We start from the raw sequence: 19373 nt of genomic DNA, 5'->3' as shown, positions 1-19373 counted from the left end.
CTACCGGCGAGCCCACGTTCCCGGAGTCACACCCGCACGGTCCCTGTGTTCCGTCCACAGGCAGGCCGGTAGCCGACCGCGCTGTCGGCCCACGCCAGTAGGGTGTGTGACATGGCCGACCCCTCCAGCTACCGCCCCAAGCCGGGACAGATCCCGGACTCCCCCGGGGTGTACAAATTCCGCGACGAGCACCGCCGGGTGATCTACGTCGGAAAGGCGAAGAGCCTGCGCCAGCGCCTGGCGAGCTACTTCCAGGACCTGGCGAATCTCCACCCGCGCACGCGCACCATGGTCACCACGGCCGCGTCGGTGGAGTGGACGGTCGTGTCCACAGAGGTCGAGGCCCTTCAGCTGGAGTACTCCTGGATCAAGGAGTACGACCCCCGGTTCAACGTCAAGTACCGCGACGACAAGAGCTACCCCTACCTCGCCGTGACGATGAACGAGGAGTTCCCGCGCGTGCAGGTGATGCGCGGCCACAAGAAGAAGGGCGTTCGCTACTTCGGTCCCTACGGGCACGCGTGGGCCATCCGCGACACCGTCGACCTGCTGCTGCGCGTCTTCCCTGTCCGCACCTGCTCCGCCGGCGTCTTCAAGAACGCCTCCCGCACCGGCAGGCCCTGCCTCCTCGGCTACATCGGCAAGTGCTCCGCGCCCTGCGTCGGCCGGGTCTCGCCCGAGGAGCACCGCGACCTGGCCGAGGAGTTCTGCGACTTCATGGCGGGTCGTACGGGGACGTACATCCGCCGCCAGGAACAGCAGATGATGGACGCGGCCGAGGAGATGGAGTACGAGCGCGCGGCCCGGCTGCGCGACGACATCGAGGCCCTGAAGAAGGCCATGGAGAAGAGCGCGGTCGTCCTCGCCGACGCGACCGACGCCGACCTCATGGCCGTCGCCGAGGACGAGCTGGAAGCCGCGGTGCAGATCTTCCATGTGCGCGGCGGACGCGTGCGCGGCCAGCGGGGCTGGGTCACGGACAAGGTGGAGGCGGTCACTACGGGTGACCTCGTCGAGCACGCGCTCCAGCAGCTCTACGGGGAGGAGACGGGCGACTCCGTCCCCAAGGAGGTGCTGGTCCCGGCGCTGCCCGAGCCGGTGGAGCCCGTTCAGGAGTGGCTGACCGCGCGCCGCGGCTCGAACGTGTCGCTCCGCATCCCGCAGCGCGGCGACAAGAAGGCGCTCATGGAGACCGTGCAGCGCAACGCGCTCCAGGCGCTCGGCCTGCACAAGACCAGGCGCGCCTCCGACCTGACCACGCGCTCGCGGGCCCTGGAGGAGATCGCCGAGGCGCTCGACCTGGACAGCGCGCCGCTGAGGATCGAGTGCTACGACATCTCGCACCTCCAGGGCGACGACGTGGTGGCCTCGATGGTCGTCTTCGAGGACGGGCTCCAGCGCAAGGGCGAGTACCGGCGCTTCCAGATCAGGGGCTTCGCCGGCCAGGACGACGTCCGCTCCATGCACGAGGTGATCACCCGCCGCTTCAAGCGCTACCTCGTCGAGAAGGAGAAGACGGGGGAGTGGACGGACGGCGAGGACGCCGCTTCAGGGGCTTCGGAGCCCCTCGCCGACGGGACCCTCGGCTCCGGGACCGCGATAGCGGAGCCCGTCGCTTCCGGGACTCCGCTCTCCGAGACCTCCGTCTCCGGGACCGTCGCTTCCGAGACCGCCCCCTCCGGGACCCCGCTATCTGAGACCTCCGTCTCCGGGACCTCCGCTTCCGGGACCTCCGTCTCCGGGACCTCCGCTTCCGGGACCTCCGTCTCCGGGACCGCCGTCTCCGGGACCCCCCTCTCCGTGAGCGCCTTCTCCGATGACGACGGCCGGCCCAAGCGCTTCGCCTACCCGCCGCAGCTCGTCGTCGTCGACGGTGGCCGGCCGCAGGTCGCCGCCGCGCAGCGGGCCCTCGACGAGCTCGGCATCGACGACATCGCCGTATGCGGACTCGCGAAGCGCCTGGAGGAGGTGTGGCTGCCGGACGAGGACGACCCGGTGGTCCTGCCGCGCACCAGCGAGGGGCTGTATCTGCTCCAGCGGGTCCGGGACGAGGCCCACCGCTTCGCGATCACCTACCAGCGCGTCAAGCGGGCCAAGCGCTTCAGAGCGGGCCCCCTGGACGACGTGCCGGGCCTGGGCGAGTCGCGCAAGCAGGCACTGATCAAACACTTCGGTTCCGTGAAGAAGCTCCGGTCCGCGACGATCGACCAGATCTGCGAGGTTCCCGGCATAGGACGGAAGACGGCGGAGACCATCGCCGTGGCCCTCGCCGAGGCGGCTCCGGCCGCACCCGCCGTGAACACGGCGACTGGAGAGATCATGGAAGACGACGAAGACGCGGCGCCCGAAACGACGGCGGGCCCCGCGGAGGAGCCCGTGACCGCGGGCGCCTCGGACGAGCGACGGGGGCAGGAGACATGACCGAGAACGACGCGCGTGAAGAGGAACGCCCGGCGCAGGGCCAGGAAGAACACACGGAAACAAGCGAAGATCACGCGGAGCAGGAAGCACCACGGGAAGACGGGGAACAGGTGGGTACGGGCAGCGAGACGGCCGGAACGGGAGTTCCGGACGCCGTCATTCCCGAGCTGGTGATCATCTCCGGGATGTCCGGAGCGGGCCGGTCCACGGCCGCCAAGTGTCTGGAGGACCTCGGCTGGTTCGTCGTCGACAACCTGCCGCCCGCCCTGATCCCCACCATGGTGGAACTCGGCGCCCGCTCCCAGGGCAATGTGGCACGGATCGCGGTCGTCGTCGACGTACGCGGCCGGCGGTTCTTCGACAACCTCCGCGAATCCCTCGCCGACCTGGAGTCCAAGAACGTCACCCGGCGGATCGTCTTCCTGGAGTCCTCCGACGAGGCCCTGGTGCGCCGCTTCGAGTCCGTGCGCCGGCCGCACCCCCTCCAGGGCGACGGCCGCATCGTGGACGGGATCGACGCCGAGCGCGAGCTGCTGCGCGAGCTGCGCGGCGACGCCGACCTGGTCATCGACACCTCCAGCCTGAACGTGCACGAGCTGCGCGCCAAGATGGACGCCCAGTTCGCGGGCGACGAGGAGCCCGAGCTGCGGGCCACCGTCATGTCCTTCGGCTTCAAGTACGGCCTGCCGGTCGACGCCGACCTGGTCGTGGACATGCGCTTCCTGCCGAACCCGCACTGGGTCCCCGAGCTGCGCCCGTTCACCGGCCTGAACGAAGAGGTCTCGGCGTACGTCTTCAACCAGCCCGGCGCCAAGGAGTTCCTCGACCGCTACGCCGAGCTGCTCCAGCTCATCGCCGCCGGATACCGGCGTGAGGGCAAGCGCTATGTGACCATCGCGGTCGGCTGCACCGGCGGCAAGCACCGCTCGGTGGCGACCGCGGAGAAGCTCGCCGCCCGCCTCGCCTCCCAGGGCGTGGAGACCGTGCTCGTGCACCGGGACATGGGGCGCGAGTGACCGGACGTACTGCCCTGCGGCTGAGCCGGCTGCGCCGGGAGATCCCCGGGGACCGCGCCGGCCGGCCGGTCGTGGCGCGCGGCGCCAAGCCGCGCCGCCGCGGTGCCCAGCCCAAGGTCGTCGCCCTCGGCGGCGGCCGGGGGCTGTCCGCCTCGCTTGCCGCGCTGCGCCGGATCACCGGCGACCTCACCGCCGTCGTCACCGTGGCCGACGACGGCGGCTCCAGCGGCCGCCTGCGCGACGAGCTGGGCGTCCTCCCACCCGGTGACCTGCGCAAGGCGCTGGCAGCGCTGTGCGGCGACGACGCCTGGGGCCAGACCTGGGCCCGCGTCATCCAGCACCGCTTCCAGTCCAAGGGGGACCTGCACGAACACGCTGTCGGCAATCTGCTGATCGTCGCCCTGTGGGAGCAGCTCGGCGACCATGTCCAGGCTCTCGACCTCGTCGGCAAGCTGCTGGGCGCGCACGGCCGGGTGCTGCCCATGTCCGCCGTGCCCCTGGAGCTCCAGGCCCTGGTCAAGGGGCACGACCCCGACCGGCCCGACGAGGTCGGGACGGTCCGGGGCCAGGCGAATGTGGCGCTCACGCCCGGCGAGGTCCAGTCCGTGCACGTCGTACCGCACGATCCGCCTGCCGTGCCCGAGGCCGTGGCCGCGGTCCTCGACGCGGACTGGGTGGTTCTCGGCCCCGGCTCCTGGTTCTCGTCGGTGATCCCGCATCTTCTGGTGCCCGAACTTCTGGACGCCCTCATCCAGACGAGGGCGCGCCGGGTACTCTCCCTGAACCTCGCCCCGCAGCCCGGAGAAACCGAAGGCTTCTCCCCGCAGCGTCATTTGGAGGTTTTGGGACGACACGCCCCTAAACTCGCCCTGGACGTGGTGCTGGCCGACGAGGCCGCCGTGCCCGACCGCGACTCTCTCGCCGACGCCGCCCAGCGGTTCGGTGCCGCGGTCGAGCTGGCGCCGGTGGCCCGGACCGACGGATCTCCGCGGCACGACCCGGAGCTGTTGGCCGCCGCGTACGACCGTATTTTTCGGATGCATGGAAGGATCGGCCCATGGCGATGACGGCAGCGGTGAAGGATGAGATTTCCCGGCTCCCCGTCACCCGGACCTGCTGCAGAAAGGCGGAGGTATCCGCCATTCTGCGGTTCGCCGGCGGCCTTCACCTGGTGAGCGGCCGGATCGTGATCGAGGCGGAGCTGGACACCGCCATGGCGGCGCGCCGCCTGAAGCGGGACATTCTGGAGATCTTCGGCCACAGTTCCGAACTGATCGTGATGGCGCCCGGCGGGCTGCGCCGCGGCTCGCGCTACGTGGTGCGCGTCGTCGCGGGCGGTGACCAGCTGGCGCGCCAGACCGGGCTCGTGGACGGGCGGGGCCGCCCGATCCGAGGGCTGCCGCCGCAGGTGGTCTCGGGGGCCACCTGCGACGCCGAGGCGGCCTGGCGCGGGGCCTTCCTGGCCCACGGCTCGCTCACCGAGCCCGGTCGCTCCTCGTCCCTCGAGGTGACCTGCCCGGGGCCGGAGGCCGCGCTCGCGCTGGTCGGCGCCGCCCGCCGGCTGTCGATCGCGGCGAAGGCCCGCGAGGTGCGGGGGGTGGACCGCGTGGTCGTTCGCGACGGCGACGCGATCGGCGCGCTGCTGACCCGTCTCGGCGCGCACGAGTCGGTGCTGGCCTGGGAGGAGCGGCGGATGCGCCGCGAGGTCCGGGCCACGGCGAACCGGCTCGCCAACTTCGACGACGCCAATCTGCGCCGCTCGGCGCGCGCCGCCGTCGCCGCCGGGGCCCGCGTCCAGCGCGCCCTGGAGATCCTCGCGGACGAGGTGCCGGAGCATCTGGCCGCCGCGGGACGGCTGCGGATGGAGCACAAGCAGGCCTCCCTGGAGGAGCTGGGCGCCCTCGCCGACCCGCCGCTGACCAAGGACGCCGTCGCCGGCCGTATCCGCAGGCTGCTGGCCATGGCGGACAAGCGGGCGCAGGACCTCGGGATCCCCGGGACGGAGTCGAGTCTGTCCGAGGAGATGGCGGACAACCTCGCGGGCTGAACCGGACCCGCGGGGCGATGTGAAAAACGTACGGGATTATCTGACAGAAGCTCAATATGCCGGTGCCGACGCCCGCTTGGGAGGTCGGCGCCGGTGGTCGTCCGCCCGCGAGGCGCCCTTGACTTGACCTTGAAGTGTCATGAGCCTGGCATCTGTTCGCTGCTGTGGCGGACCAGTGCAAGGGGGGCTCATGAGACGAAGAGCGAGCGCGATCCTCGCTACCGGCGCGCTCCTGCTGGGCGGTGCGGCCGTGGCGCCGATCGCCCAGGCGCAGAACGGAAGTTCACCCAAGCCCGACGCGAACGCCGTGAAGGTGTTCCGCGCCGAGGTCACGAAGGAGCAGGTACCCCTGCTGCTCGCGGCCGGCCAGGACGGTCACGAGCTCGGCGACACGACCTGGAAGAACGGCAGGAGCACGGTCGAGGTCTACGTCACCGACCAGCAGGCCAGGAAGCTGGAGAAGCAGGGCGTCGATCTCGCCGAGCACACGCTCTCCGCCAAGGCCGAGAACCGGGTCGAGGGCGCCGCCCAGGGAGTGTTCCGCCCGTACAGCGGGAAGGGCAACCTCCAGGAGGAGATCATCAGGACGGGTCAGGCCAACCCCGGCCTGACCAAGGTCGTCTCCATCGGCAAGACCCTGAACGGCCAGGACATCCTCGCGCTCAAACTGACCAAGGGCGCGAAGACGACCAGGGACGGCGCCAAGCCGTCGGTGCTGTACATGTCCAACCAGCACGCGCGCGAGTGGATCACGCCCGAGATGACGCGGCGGCTGATGCACTACTACCTGGACAACTACGCCACGAACAAACGCATCAAGAAGATCGTCGACTCCACCGAGCTGTGGTTCGTCCTGTCGGCCAACCCCGACGGCTACGACTACACGTTCAAGGACGCCGACGCCCGCCAGTGGCGCAAGAACCTGCGGGACGTGAACGGCGACGGCGTCATCTCCACCGGAGACGGCGTCGACCTCAACCGCAACTTCGCCTACAAGTGGGGCTACGACGACGAGGGTTCGTCCCCCAACCCCACCAGTGAGACCTACCGCGGCGCGAGCCCGAGTTCCGAGCCCGAGACCAGGGCGCTGGACGCCTTCGAGAAGCGGATCGGCTTCACGTACGGCATCAACTACCACTCCGCCGCCGAACTGCTCCTCTACGGAGTGGGCTGGCAGGTGGCGACGCCCACTCCTGACGACGTGCTCTACAAGGCGCTCGCCGGAACCCCCGAGAACTCCGCGGTCCCGGGCTACCACCCGCAGGTCTCCTCGGAGCTGTACACCACCAACGGCGAGGCGGACGGCCACGCGGGCAACGTCAACGGCATGGCGATGTTCACCCCCGAGATGTCGACCTGCGAGACGGCGTCCGACCTCGACCCGAACGACGCCTGGAACGCGGCGGACTGCGCCTCCGTCTTCACCTTCCCGGACGACGAGAAGCTGATCGAGCAGGAGTTCGAGAAGAACGTCCCGTTCGCGCTCTCCGTCGCCGAGACCGCGGCCCACCCCGACCGGCCTTCCTCCTCGGTCGGCCTCGACGCGCCCGACTTCACCCCCGCCGCCTTCTCCACGTCGTACTCCCGGGGCGCCGACCAGGAAGTGTCTGTCGTCGTCCGCAAGTCGGTACGCGACAAGGAGCTCAAGTACCGCGTCAACGGCGGCCGTACGCTCGACATGGCGCTCAGGCCCTGGCAGGGCGGCGACACCTACGGCGGCACGGACAACCTCTACTTCGACGAGTACCGCGCCAAGGTCAAGGACGGCGACCCGGGCGACATGGTCGAGGTCTGGTTCACGGGCGAGACCAGGAGCGGAAAGCCCACCTCCAGCACGCACTTCACGTACACCGTGGCCCAGCGGCCGCGGGCCGACGTGCTCGTGGTGGCCGAGGAGGGCGCGACCGCCACACAGGCGCAGACCTACGTCGACGCGCTGAAGGCCAACGGCAGGAAGGCCCTCGTCTGGGACGTCGCCACCCAGGGCGCGCCGGACGCGCTCGGCGTCCTCGGCCACTTCGGGACCGTCGTCCACTACACCGGCGCACTGCGGCCCGGCAACGCCACCCAGCTCCAGCTGCGGGCCTTCCTCAACGAGGGCGGCAAGCTGGTCGAGGCGGGCGAGCTGGCCGGCGGCAGCGTCGACCTCGGCGGCGGCACCCTCTCGAACGACTTCAGCCAGTACTACCTGGGCGCCTACTCCCGTACGTCCACTCCCGGCGCGAGCGGCTTCACCGGCTCGGGGAAGCTCGGCGGCGTCACAGGAGCGCTCGGCGACGCGCCCGGCAACCCGCTGAACGCGGCGGGCACCTACGGCGTCACCTCGGACTCGCTCGCCGCCGCGCAGTACCCGCAGTTCGCCTCCGGTGCGGGAGCGGGTCAGTTCAGCGGAACCGTCAACCCGTACGGGCCGTACGCGGGCTCGTACATGGCCGCCGCGGTCCACACCGACGACGCCTACAAGCGCCTCACCCGCACCATCGACCTCACCGGGGTCGCTGCCTCCGACAAGCCGACGCTCCGTTCCCAGCTGCTCTGGGACACCGAGCCCGGCTACGACCACGCGATCGTCGAGGTCCACACGACCGGGGCCGACGACTGGACCACGCTTCCCGAGGCGGGCGGTGCCACCTCGGCCACGGTCCCGACCGAGTGCGAGGCCGGCTTCCTCGCCCGGGAACACCCCTGGATCAAGCACTACCTGACCGTGAGCGCGGCCGGCTGCACCGCCACGGGCACCAGCGGTGCGTGGAACAGCTTCACCGGCGCCTCCAGCGGCTGGCAGCAGGTCGCCTTCGACCTGAGCGCGTACGCCGGCAAGTCGATCGAGGTCTCCTTCAGTTACATCACCGACCCGAGCTCGGGCGGCCACGGCCTCCTCGTCGACAACGCCTCCCTCGTGGTCGGCGGCACCGCCACCGAGACGGAGGGCTTCGAGTCCTCCCTCGGTCCCTGGAGCGTCGCCGGCCCGCCCGCGGGCAGCCCGGCCGTCCTGCGGGACTGGGCGCGCACCGGAGAACTCTTCAAGACATATGGAGCGGTCACCACGGACAACTCCGTGCTGCTGGGCTTCGGCCTGGAACACGTCGGTACGGCGGCGGACCGCGCGGCCCTGATCGGAAAGGCGCTCTCGGCACTGAACAGCTGACTGTGCGTGACAATCGCATGAACAGCGCGGGTGATCCGTACCCCTACTGGCGGGTACGGATCGCCCTGCCGTGTATGGCCCTACTCGATGTCACTCCGGGGGCTCCAGGGAGGTAGGGTCGGACTCGGTCGGGGACATCCCATACAACTCGCCGACATCTGAGTCGGCGTACCTAACGAGGAGATCGGTTCGTGACGATCCGCGTAGGCATCAACGGCTTTGGCCGCATCGGTCGTAACTACTTCCGCGCGCTGCTGGAGCAGGGTGCTGACATCGAGATCGTGGCTGTCAACGACCTGGGTGACACCGCGACCACCGCCCACCTGCTCAAGTACGACACCATCCTGGGACGCCTCAAGGCCGAGGTGTCGCACACCGCCGACACGATCACCGTCGACGGGCACACGATCAAGGTCCTGTCCGAGCGCAACCCCACCGACATCCCGTGGGGCGACCTCGGTGTCGACATCGTCATCGAGTCGACCGGCATCTTCACGAAGAAGGCCGACGCCGAGAAGCACATCGCCGGCGGCGCCAAGAAGGTCCTCATCTCGGCTCCGGCCAAGGACGAGGACATCACCATCGTGATGGGCGTCAACCAGGACCAGTACGACCCGGCGAACCACAACATCATCTCCAACGCCTCCTGCACCACCAACTGTGTGGCGCCGATGGCCAAGGTTCTCGACGAGAACTTCGGCATCGTCAAGGGCCTGATGACGACGGTTCACGCGTACACGAACGACCAGCGCATCCTGGACTTCCCGCACTCGGACCTGCGCCGCGCCCGCGCCGCCGCCGAGAACATCATCCCGACCACGACCGGTGCCGCCAAGGCGACCGCCCTGGTCCTCCCGCAGCTCAAGGGCAAGCTGGACGGCATCGCCATGCGCGTCCCGGTCCCGACCGGTTCGGCCACCGACCTGGTCGTGACGCTGCAGCGCGAGGTCACCAAGGACGAGGTCAACGCCGCGTTCAAGAAGGCCTCCGAGGACGGCGACCTCAAGGGCTACCTGGCGTACACCGAGGACCAGATCGTCTCCTCGGACATCGTCGGCGACCCGGCCTCCTGCACCTTCGACTCCTCCCTGACCATGGTCCAGGAGGGCAACACGGTGAAGATCCTCGGCTGGTACGACAACGAGTGGGGCTACTCCAACCGCCTCGTCGACCTCACGGTCTTCGTCGGCGGCCAGCTCTAACTCCCAGAGCAGGCACCTCGATGTGAGCCAGGGCTCGGGCAGCGCGACGCCGCGCTGTCCGGGCCCTGCGCTACGTAGTGATCGATCAGCCCTCTCGGATCTGAAGAGCCTTCCCTAGGAGTCCCTTTATGAAGACGATCGACGAGCTTCTGGCCGAAGGCGTGGCCGGCAAGCGGGTCTTCGTCCGCGCCGACCTCAACGTGCCGCTGGCCAATGGCCTCATCACGGACGACGGCCGTATCCGCGCCGTCCTTCCCACCGTCAAGGCCCTGGCCGAGGCGGGCGCCAAGGTCATCGTCGCCTCGCACCTGGGCCGCCCCAAGGGCGCCCCGGACCCGGCGTTCTCGCTGCTCCAGCCCGCCGAGCGACTCGGTGAACTGCTCGGCGCGCCGGTCGCGTTCGCGCAGGACACGGTCGGCCCCGCCGCCCACGACGCGGTGAACGGCCTGCAGCCCGGCCAGGTCGCGGTCATCGAGAACCTCCGCTTCAACGCCGGCGAGACGTCCAAGGACGACACCGAGCGCGGCGAGTTCGCCGAGCAGCTGGCCGCCCTGGCCGACGTCTACGTGAGTGACGGCTTCGGCGCCGTGCACCGCAAGCACGCCTCCGTGTACGACCTCCCGGCCCGTCTGCCGCACTACGCCGGCTACCTCATCGCCACCGAGGTCGGCGTCCTGAAGAAGCTCACCGAGGACGTCCGGCGGCCCTACGTCGTAGCCCTCGGCGGCTCCAAGGTCTCCGACAAGCTCGCCGTCATCGACCAGCTCCTCGGCAAGGCCGACCGCATCCTGATCGGCGGCGGCATGGCCTTCACCTTCCTCAAGGCCAAGGGCTACGAGGTCGGCGCCTCCCTCCTGCAGGAGGACCAGATCCCGGCCGTCACCGAGTACATGGAGCGCGCCGAGAAGCTGGGCGTCGAGCTGGTGCTCCCGGTCGACGTCGTGGTCTCCCCCGGATTCCCGGACCTGAAGGCCAAGGCGCCCACCGAGCACACCGCCGTCGACGCCGACCGGATGCCCGAGGGACAGCTCGGCCTGGACATCGGCCCGAAGACCGGCGCCCTCTACGCAGCCAAGCTCGCCGACGCCGAGACCGTGTTCTGGAACGGTCCCATGGGCGTCTTCGAGCACCCCGACTACGCCGAGGGCACCAAGGCGGTCGCCCAGGCCCTCGTCGAGTCCAAGGGCTTCACCGTCGTCGGCGGCGGAGACTCCGCCGCCGCGGTGCGCACCCTCGGTTTCGACGAGAACGCATTCGGCCACATCTCGACCGGTGGCGGCGCCTCCCTCGAATACCTCGAGGGCAAGACGCTCCCCGGCCTCGCCGCACTGGAGGACTGACCTAGATGAGCACGCGCACGCCGCTGATGGCGGGCAACTGGAAGATGAACCTCAACCACCTCGAGGCCATCGCCCACGTCCAGAAACTCGCCTTCGCCCTGGCCGACAAGGACTACGAGGCCTGCGAGGTCGCCGTCCTGCCGCCCTTCACCGACCTGCGCTCCGTGCAGACCTTGGTCGACGGCGACAAGCTCAAGATCAAGTACGGTGCCCAGGACCTCTCGGCGCAGGACTCCGGTGCCTACACCGGCGAGATCTCGGGCTCGATGCTGGCCAAGCTGAAGTGCACGTACGTGGCCGTCGGCCACTCCGAGCGCCGCCAGTACCACAACGAGACCGACGACATCGTGAACGCCAAGGTCAAGGCCGCCTACAGGCACGGTCTGACCCCGATCCTGTGCGTGGGCGAGGAGCTGGACGTCCGCGAGGCGGGCAACCACGTCGCGCACACGCTCGCGCAGGTCGAGGGCGGTCTGAAGGACCTCCCGGCCGAGCAGGCCGAGTCCGTCGTGATCGCGTACGAGCCCGTCTGGGCCATCGGCACCGGCAAGGTCTGCGGCGCCGACGACGCGCAGGAGGTCTGCGCCGCGATCCGCGCCAAGCTCGTCGAGCTGTACTCCCAGGAACTGGCCGACAAGGTCCGTATCCAGTACGGCGGCTCGGTCAAGTCGGGAAACGTCGCCGAGATCATGGCGAAGCCGGACATCGACGGCGCTCTGGTCGGTGGCGCGGCGCTCGACGCCGACGAGTTCGTCAAGATCGTCCGGTTCCGCGACCAGTAAGTATGCGGTAGCGGCGATTCGTCGTACCCTTGCGGGGGTCTGGTGCCGTTGCACCGGACCCCCGTCGTCCATCCAGTTCCGAGGAAGTTGGTCCAGCCGTGGTTTTGGGGTTCTCGATCGCCCTGATCGTCTTCAGCCTGCTGCTGATGCTGCTGGTGCTGATGCACAAGGGAAAGGGCGGCGGCCTGTCCGACATGTTCGGTGGCGGCATGCAGTCGTCCGTCGGCGGCTCCTCGGTCGCCGAGCGCAACCTCGACCGCATCACCCTGATGATCGGTCTGCTCTGGTTCGCATGCATCGTCGTGCTCGGTGTCCTGATGAAGATCAACAACTGATCACCGATCGGCATCGGCACGGAAGCACAACTGCACATTACGCAAGCACATTCCGCACGTAAGGCCCCATGTCCGGTACGCGCCTCCAGGCGCCGCCTATCATGGGGCTTGCGTCTAGGGGTGGGATGTAACTCCAATCACTGGACGCGCGTTGGGCCTTACGTAGACTGAGGCGCTCGCAGCGAAGCGTCACGCCGACTCGCTTCGCGGCACCATCACGCAGGGAGTTACGACCGTGGCAAGTGGCAACGCGATCCGAGGAAGCCGGGTCGGGGCGGGGCCGATGGGCGAGGCCGAGCGCGGCGAGTCCGCGCCGCGGCTGCGCATCTCCTTCTGGTGCTCCAATGGGCACGAGACACAGCCCAGCTTCGCCAGCGACGCGCAGGTCCCCGACACCTGGGACTGTCCGCGCTGCGGCTTCCCCGCAGGACAGGACCGGGACAACCCGCCGGACCCGCCGCGCACCGAGCCGTACAAGACGCACCTCGCGTATGTGCGGGAGCGGCGCAGCGACGCGGACGGCGAGGCGATCCTCGCCGAGGCGCTCGCCAAACTGCGGGGCGAGATCTAGGAGTTGAGAGCCGGCCGGGCACCCACAGGTGTCCGGCCGGAGCCGTTTCGCGGCGACTTCGGGGCCAGGACACCGCCCGGTCGCCGGGTACGCCGCGCCCGGATGCCCGTGCCCGGAGCTGCCTCACCCACCCCGCCGACATGCCTGTGCCGTGCCCGCTGCTTCTCCTGCCGCGCCCGGACACGGGCATCGCTGAGGCGGTCCCCGCTCCGCGGTCGGGTCCTGCGGCCGCGCCCTGCTGCTCGTCCCGTTGGCGGATCTTCGTACCGTGGTCGGCCCCTCGTACCGCGGCCGGGTTCTTGTGTCGTGCCCCATGGACCGGCGCCGTGCGGGGCGGACGGTATGCGGGGGGTGAGCCGGTCACGCCGATGCAGCAGCGCGGCCCGGAATTCCTGGTGGGGCGCATCCGCGCGGGACTCCGCACGGGCAGGGGCCCGGATGCCCCGCACGGTGCCCTGCCGCGCCGCGCGTGCCGCGCGGGCGCGGTGGCCGGGTGGCCCCACGGAGCGGCGCCGTTCGCCGCCGCACTCCTCACTCTCGCCGTCATCGCGCTGACACCTGCGGTCAAGGGGGACGTATCTGTTGTTGAGCCGGAGGACGCACTACGACAGCTCGTGTCCAGCCCTGATCAATTAGGTTGGGACCGGCAGCGGGGCAAGGTACGCAGCAGCACAGGCAGGAAAGAAGGCGGAAGTCCGAGATGAACGCAGAAAGCCGAACCCGGCTCAACCAGACACCCGAGTGGACCGCTCTGGCCAAGCACCGAGAGGAGCTCGCGGACGCCCATCTGCGCGACCTGTTCGCGGCCGATCCCGCGCGCGGCTCCGGCTACTCGCTCCAGGTCGGCGATCTGCACGTCGACTACTCCAAGCACCTGGTCACGGACGAGACGCTGCGACTGCTGCGCGAGCTGGCCGCGGCGACCGACGTCTTCGGGCTGCGGGACGCGATGTTCCGGGGCGAGAAGATCAACGTGACCGAGGACCGGGCGGTGCTGCACACCGCGCTGCGGGCGCCGCGGGACGCGGTCGTCGAGGTCGACGGGGAGAACGTGGTGCCGGCGGTGCACGCGGTCCTGGACAGGATGGCGGGCTTCGCCGAGCGGGTCCGCTCGGGCGAGTGGACCGGGCACACCGGCAAGCGCATCAAGAACGTCGTCAACATCGGTATCGGCGGCTCGGACCTCGGTCCGGCGATGGCGTACGAGGTGCTGCGCTCGTTCACCGACCGCTCGCTGACCGTGCGCTTCGTGTCGAACGTGGACGGCGCCGACCTGCACGAGGCCGTGCGGGACCTGGACCCGGCGGAGACGTTGTTCGTCATCGCCTCCAAGACGTTCACCACGATCGAGACGATCACGAACGCCACCTCGGCGCGCGACTGGCTGCTGACCGGTCTGAAGGCCGGGCAGGAGGCGGTGGCGCGGCACTTCGTGGCGCTGTCGACGAACGCCGAGAAGGTCTCCGACTTCGGGATCGACACGGCCAACATGTTCGAGTTCTGGGACTGGGTCGGCGGACGGTACTCCTACGACTCGGCGATCGGCCTCTCGCTGATGATCGCGATCGGCCCGGACCGCTTCCGCGAGATGCTCAATGGCTTCCACCTCGTCGACGAGCACTTCCGCACCGCTCCCGCGGAGTCCAACGCGCCTCTGCTGCTTGGCCTGTTGGGTGTCTGGTACGGCAACTTCCACGACGCGCAGTCGCACGCCGTGCTGCCGTACTCGCACTACCTGTCCAAGTTCACTGCCTATCTCCAGCAGCTCGACATGGAGTCCAACGGCAAGTCCGTGGACCGCGACGGCCGTCCGGTCGAGTGGCAGACCGGCCCGGTGGTGTGGGGCACGCCCGGCACCAACGGTCAGCACGCGTACTACCAGTTGATCCACCAGGGCACGAAGCTGATCCCCGCCGACTTCATCGGCTTCGCCGAGCCCGTGGCCGACCTGCTGCCGGGCCTGGTCGCCCAGCACGACCTGTTGATGGCGAACTTCTTCGCGCAGACGCAGGCGCTGGCCTTCGGCAAGACCCCCGCCGAGGTACGTGCCGAGGGGGTGCCCGAGGAGTTGGTGCCGCACAAGACGTTCGAGGGCAACCACCCCACGACCACGATCCTGGCGAGGGAGCTGACCCCTTCGGTCCTCGGCCAGTTGATCGCCCTCTACGAGCACAAGGTGTTCGTCCAGGGCGCGATCTGGAACATCGACTCCTTCGACCAGTGGGGCGTCGAACTCGGCAAGGTGCTCGCCAAACGCGTCGAGCCCGCCCTGACCGACGGCGCGGACGTGCCGGGACTGGACGAGTCGACCAAGGCCCTGGTCGCCAAGTACCGGACGCTGCGCGGCCGTTAGGTCCCCGAATGCGGGGAAGCGGGCGGCGGGAGTCCGCCCGCTTCCCGTACAGTCCCCGGCGATCACGATGGCGATCGTTCGGGGGAGCGGAAGTTGGCCGGTGCGCGTGGGAGATGGACGAGCGACAGACTGACGGTCCGGACCCTTCTGCGGCCCAAACGGGTGGCGAAGGCCGTGTTCCACCCGGCATGGATTCCGGAGTCGGTCGATCCGTCGGTGGAGCGGCTCAAGCGCGTGCGGGTCATCGCCGCCCCAGGGGCACACGCCCCGGGCCGGGCACGCGGCAGAACCTCTACGGGCAAGGACCGTACGGGACGACCTGACCCGGGATCAGGCCGCCGCGCTGAGGGTGTCCGCCAGCCGGCGGCGGGCCGCTCGGGTGGCCGGCAGGGCAGCGAGCGCGGCGGCGCCCAGCACGGCGGCGCCGCCGAACAGCAGCAGAAGCAGAGCGGACGGTCCCCGCGCGACGCCCGCGCCGATGCCGCTCGACCTTCCCTGGGCATCGATCAGCCAGCGCGCGAGTGGCAGCCCCAGAGCCGTACCGACGAGGACCGCCGCGAAAGCCGTGCACCCCGTGGCCGTCACGGTGATCGCGGTGATCTGCCGCGGCGTCAGTCCGATCGCCTTCAGCGCCAGCAGATCCCGCTCGCCCTCGCGGACCGTGCCGCCGATCGCGGTGAGCAGCTCGATGAGCCCGATCAGGGCCAGTACGGCGATCAGTCCCACGACGACTCCGCGCAGCGGCGAGAGCCCGTCGGCCGGGTTGGTCACGGCGTGCACGTCGAAGCGTCCGTGCGCTGCCGTGGCCAGCTCGGTGGCCACCCGGTACGGGTCCGCGCCGGGGCGCAGCTGGAGCTGATAGAGGGTCGGCCGGAGTCCCGGGTCGTTCTCACGGAGGGTGTCGAGCGAGGTGGAGATGACCCGGCCGCCGTTCTCCGGTTCGATGCTCCGCCCCACGATGTGCAGGATCTGCGGCTGAGCGCCCACGGTCATGCGCACCCAGTCGCCGACCCGCACGTCCAGCAGGTCGAGCAGACCTTGACCGGCCACCGCCTCGTCGGGGCCGCGCGCGGGGCGGCCCTCGGCCAGCGAGAAAGGGTAGGGGTCCTGGCGTGTGCCGAGCCCGCGCAGCGCGATCGTGCCGGTCTGGCCGGGGACCAGGGCGGGCACCTGGATGCCCGGGTGGACCCCGGTGACCTGCGGGTTCCGGCCGAGCAGGGCCCGTACGCCGGAATCGCTCAGACTCCCGTCCGGCCGGACGGTGAGTGCGGCCGCGAGACCGAGCTGCTCGGGCCTGCTGTGGAAGCGGTCGATGGTCGTCCAGGCGCTCATGGCCACCACGATCAGCAGCAGAGGCAGCGCGAGGCGGGCGACCGTGGCCAGCGAGCGCGGCCGACGGGTGAACGCCTTGTGCCAGCCCAGGACCAACGCGGGCGGCAGCCGCAGCCCCAGCGCCTCGCGTGCCAGACGCGGCAGCCCGCCACCGAGCGGTGCCGCGGCGCGCAGCCCCGGCACGGGTGACACCCGTCCGGCCCGCCACGCGGCGAGCACGGTCGTCGCGGCGATGAACAGCACCGCGGCCGCGGGCACCGAGAAGAGCGCCGCGGTGTGTCCCGGCAGTCCCTGCCACACACCGACCGCGTCCCCCAGACGCCCCGGGACCCGGCTGCCCAGCGCCTGCGTGAGCGCACCCGCGAGCACGGCGCCCAGCAGCGCGAACGCCACGTGCTGCAACAGGAAGATCCGTACCACCTGGCCCGGCGTGAAGCCGATCGCCTTCAGCACCGAGATGTCCCGCAGATGGCCACGGATACGGGTGCCGATCGCACCGTGCACGGCGAGCCCGGCGGCGACGAGCGCGCCCAGGCCGAACAGGCCGAGAACCTGCCCGAGCAGACGGTTGTCGCCCTGCGCCTCGGCACGCGCCTGCTGCCAGGGGGAGACCTCGGTGACCGCGCCGGCGCCGAGGAGGGTGACGGCCCGCTGGACCGCGTAGTCGGTGTCGCCGGGATCGGTCAGCCGCAGCCCGATCACCTGTCCGGCGCGCCCGGCGGTGCCCCGCACCGCCGACGGGAGGGCCCACACCAGGCCCGGCCGCTCGCCCGGGCTGTACCGGGGCTCGGCGCTGTCGGCCACGCCCAGCACGGTCAGCTTCCGGGCGGTGCCGGGAACAGTGAGGGTGTCGCCCGGTTCGGCCCACAGCGCCCGGGCGAGGCTGCTCTCCAGCACCACGCCGTCCGCCTCGGTGGGGTCGAGCCAGCGTCCGGAGGCTAGCAGCGGGCGCCCCGTGGCGGGCTGCTCGGTGGCGCCGCGCAGTTCGACCACGGCGCGGGTTCCCCGTGACTCGACGGCGGTCGAGGCGGTGGGGTAGGGCCCCGCGACGGAGTCCACTCCGTCCACCTCGGCGACTCTGCGCGCGTCCGAGGACGGTCCCGTGTGGATCCACACGTGCGCGCCGTGCGACTGGGTGAACACCCGCTGCCACGGGTTGGTGGCGTAGCCGAAGAGCGCGGTGGCCAGCAGCAACGAGGCGACGATCCCGGCGGTGGCGAGCACGATGAACAGCGCCTCACCCCGGTGGGTGCGCAGATCGGCGTGCGCCCAGCGCAACGTGGCACGCATTCCCGCTCAGCCTCTCGGTTCGCGGGCGAAGGGGGCGAAGGGGGCGACGGAGGCCCGGGGCGCGAGGGAAATGACAAGGCGCACGGAGGTCGAGGGCGCGGGGGAGGCGACGGGGGCCGGGGGTGTCAGGGTGGTGGCGCGGGCAAGCTGGGGCGCCGGTGCGAGGGAGGCGAACAAGAGGTTGCGCATGCCGCTCAGTCCTTCAGTTCCAGCACGCCGGATATCCCCAGGCCCCGCGACGGCGCGCCGTCGAGTTCCGCGTCGTCGGCGATACGGCCGTCGAAGAAGCTGATCACCCGGTCCGCGGCGCTCGCGAGCCGCGCGTCGTGGGTGACCAGCACGATCGTCTGGCCGCGCTGATGGAAACGGGACAACAGCCGGGTCACCTCCCGGGTGCCCTTGCTGTCCAGGCTGCCCGCGGGCTCGTCGGCGAGCAGCAGGGGCGGATGGTTGACCAGCGCCCTGGCCAGCGCGACGCGCTGCTGCTCACCGCCGGACAGCTCGCCCGGCATGCTGCGCTCCTTGCCCTGAAGTCCCAGCTCGGCGAGCAGCTGCTCGCGCTCGGCGCGCGCCTGCTTGGGGGAGACCCCGGCGAGCAGGGCGGGCAGCTCGACGTTGTCGGCTACCGACAGATTCGACACCAGGTTGAAGAACTGGAACACGATGCCGATGCGGCGCCGGCGCTCGGTCGCCCAGCGGGCCTCGCCGTATCCGTCCGTGCAGACGCCGTCCAGCCAGATGCTGCCGGAATCCGGCCTCTGGAGCCCGCCGAGCAGATGCAGCAGGGTCGACTTCCCCGCGCCGGAAGGGCCCGTGACGGCCACGAACTCGCCGCGCCGTACGGAGAGGTCGACGCCGCGCACGGCATGTACGGGAGCCCCTTCGCCGTAGTGGGTCTTGACCAGGCTCTCCGCGCGCAGCACAGCGGTCTCCCCGGCACGCGGCGCAGGGCTCTCGGGCTGCGCCGACGGGTTCTCGGCGCGCGGCGCGGGAGGGGTGCGGCTCATTCCTGCTCCTCCAACTCCTCCTGGCAGCGTTCCAGCCAGTCGAGGTCGGCCTGCAGATGCAGCATGGCGCCCTCGATGAGCAGCTGGGAGATGCGGTTGTCCCGGTTCTCGGTCGTGGCGAGCTTCGACAGTTCGCGCATGGTGTTCAGATACCGGCGCCGCTGCTTGTTGATCAGGGTGATCTGGTCGGCGAGACCGGTCTGCGGCGCGAGCGCGAGCTTCATGAAGAACTCGTCCCGTACCCGCGGTTCGTCCGCCGTCTCCTCGTACCAGGCGCGCAGCGCCTCACGCCCGGCGTCGGTGAGGTGGTAGATCTTCTTGTTGGGCCGGCTCGACTGCTCGACTTCCTCGCCCTCGATCAGTCCCGACTTCTCGAGGCGGCCGAGCGTCACATAGATCTGGCCGACGTTCGGCTGAGGGTACGCGGAGCCCAGCAGTTGCTCAAGGCCCTGCTTGAGCTCGTAGCCATGGCCCGGGCCGCGCGCCAGCAGGGCCAGGAGGGGCAGCCGCACTCGTGCTCTCCTCCCCC

The 19373-nt window shown here is 70.3% G+C and carries 15 protein-coding genes; 11 read left to right on the top strand and 4 right to left on the bottom strand.

All coding sequences use genetic code 11. The features are described from left to right. The first annotated feature begins 111 nt into the window (after window positions 1–111). The 11 genes from uvrC to pgi all read left to right on the top strand — a co-directional run bounded on the left by uvrC (window position 112) and on the right by pgi (window position 15215). On the top strand, window positions 112–2421 hold the full coding sequence (gene uvrC, locus ACFYR3_RS01055; RefSeq protein WP_389280914.1) for an excinuclease ABC subunit UvrC: 2310 nt from the start codon (window positions 112–114) through the stop codon (window positions 2419–2421). Beyond that, on the top strand, window positions 2418–3437 hold the full coding sequence (rapZ, locus tag ACFYR3_RS01050; protein WP_355855473.1) for an RNase adapter RapZ: 1020 nt from the start codon (window positions 2418–2420) through the stop codon (window positions 3435–3437). The genes uvrC and rapZ overlap by 4 nt, the downstream gene beginning before the upstream one ends. Further along, window positions 3434–4504 (top strand): uridine diphosphate-N-acetylglucosamine-binding protein YvcK, encoded by a 1071-nt coding sequence (gene yvcK, locus ACFYR3_RS01045; RefSeq protein ID WP_355855476.1) that lies wholly within the window; start codon window positions 3434–3436, stop codon window positions 4502–4504. The genes rapZ and yvcK overlap by 4 nt, the downstream gene beginning before the upstream one ends. After that, window positions 4495–5484, top strand: a complete 990-nt coding sequence (gene whiA, locus ACFYR3_RS01040; protein ID WP_037624822.1) for a DNA-binding protein WhiA — start codon at window positions 4495–4497, stop codon at window positions 5482–5484. The genes yvcK and whiA overlap by 10 nt, the downstream gene beginning before the upstream one ends. Before the next feature lie 190 nt (window positions 5485–5674). Continuing rightward, window positions 5675–8632 carry a M14 family zinc carboxypeptidase gene (locus tag ACFYR3_RS01035; protein WP_389280911.1) on the top strand — a complete coding sequence of 986 codons (2958 nt, stop codon included), beginning with the start codon at window positions 5675–5677 and terminating at the stop codon, window positions 8630–8632. A 191-nt stretch (window positions 8633–8823) separates the two neighbouring features. Then, window positions 8824–9834, top strand: a complete 1011-nt coding sequence (gene gap, locus ACFYR3_RS01030; protein ID WP_355855483.1) for a type I glyceraldehyde-3-phosphate dehydrogenase — start codon at window positions 8824–8826, stop codon at window positions 9832–9834. 128 nt (window positions 9835–9962) lie between these two features. Continuing rightward, window positions 9963–11174, top strand: coding sequence for a phosphoglycerate kinase (locus tag ACFYR3_RS01025; protein ID WP_355855486.1), 1212 nt, complete (start codon window positions 9963–9965; stop codon window positions 11172–11174). A 5-nt stretch (window positions 11175–11179) separates the two neighbouring features. Then, the gene (gene tpiA / locus ACFYR3_RS01020; RefSeq protein ID WP_355855489.1) at window positions 11180–11956 is read left to right on the top strand and encodes a triose-phosphate isomerase; all 777 of its coding nucleotides are present in this window, start codon (window positions 11180–11182) and stop codon (window positions 11954–11956) included. Window positions 11957–12054: 98 nt separating this feature from the next. Beyond that, on the top strand, window positions 12055–12291 hold the full coding sequence (gene secG, locus ACFYR3_RS01015) for a preprotein translocase subunit SecG (protein WP_261703385.1): 237 nt from the start codon (window positions 12055–12057) through the stop codon (window positions 12289–12291). Window positions 12292–12526: 235 nt separating this feature from the next. Further along, on the top strand, window positions 12527–12862 hold the full coding sequence (locus ACFYR3_RS01010; RefSeq protein WP_003957010.1) for an RNA polymerase-binding protein RbpA: 336 nt from the start codon (window positions 12527–12529) through the stop codon (window positions 12860–12862). A gap of 700 nt (window positions 12863–13562) precedes the next feature. After that, the gene (gene pgi / locus ACFYR3_RS01005; RefSeq protein ID WP_389280908.1) at window positions 13563–15215 is read left to right on the top strand and encodes a glucose-6-phosphate isomerase; all 1653 of its coding nucleotides are present in this window, start codon (window positions 13563–13565) and stop codon (window positions 15213–15215) included. 330 nt (window positions 15216–15545) lie between these two features. Here the strand turns inward: pgi and ACFYR3_RS01000 are convergent, their stop codons facing one another. From ACFYR3_RS01000 to ACFYR3_RS00985, 4 genes are read right to left on the bottom strand one after another with little or no spacing between them, the layout of a single operon-like run. After that, window positions 15546–17837 carry an ABC transporter permease gene (locus ACFYR3_RS01000; protein WP_389280906.1) on the bottom strand — a complete coding sequence of 764 codons (2292 nt, stop codon included), beginning with the start codon at window positions 17835–17837 and terminating at the stop codon, window positions 15546–15548. A gap of 6 nt (window positions 17838–17843) precedes the next feature. After that, a complete protein-coding gene (locus ACFYR3_RS00995) occupies window positions 17844–18026 on the bottom strand; it encodes a hypothetical protein (protein WP_389280904.1) in 183 nt (60 codons plus the stop codon). 5 nt (window positions 18027–18031) lie between these two features. Beyond that, window positions 18032–18844 (bottom strand): ABC transporter ATP-binding protein, encoded by an 813-nt coding sequence (locus tag ACFYR3_RS00990; protein ID WP_355856299.1) that lies wholly within the window; start codon window positions 18842–18844, stop codon window positions 18032–18034. Then, entirely contained in the window at window positions 18841–19356 is a 516-nt protein-coding gene (locus ACFYR3_RS00985; RefSeq protein ID WP_355856296.1) for a PadR family transcriptional regulator, read from the bottom strand. Before ACFYR3_RS00985 ends, ACFYR3_RS00990 begins: the two co-directional genes overlap by 4 nt. Window positions 19357–19373 lie beyond the last annotated feature (17 nt).

Source organism: Streptomyces sp. NPDC005784, from assembly GCF_042871525.1.
Lineage (GTDB): Bacteria > Actinomycetota > Actinomycetes > Streptomycetales > Streptomycetaceae > Streptomyces.
This window is presented reverse-complemented; position numbering and strand designations above follow the sequence as displayed.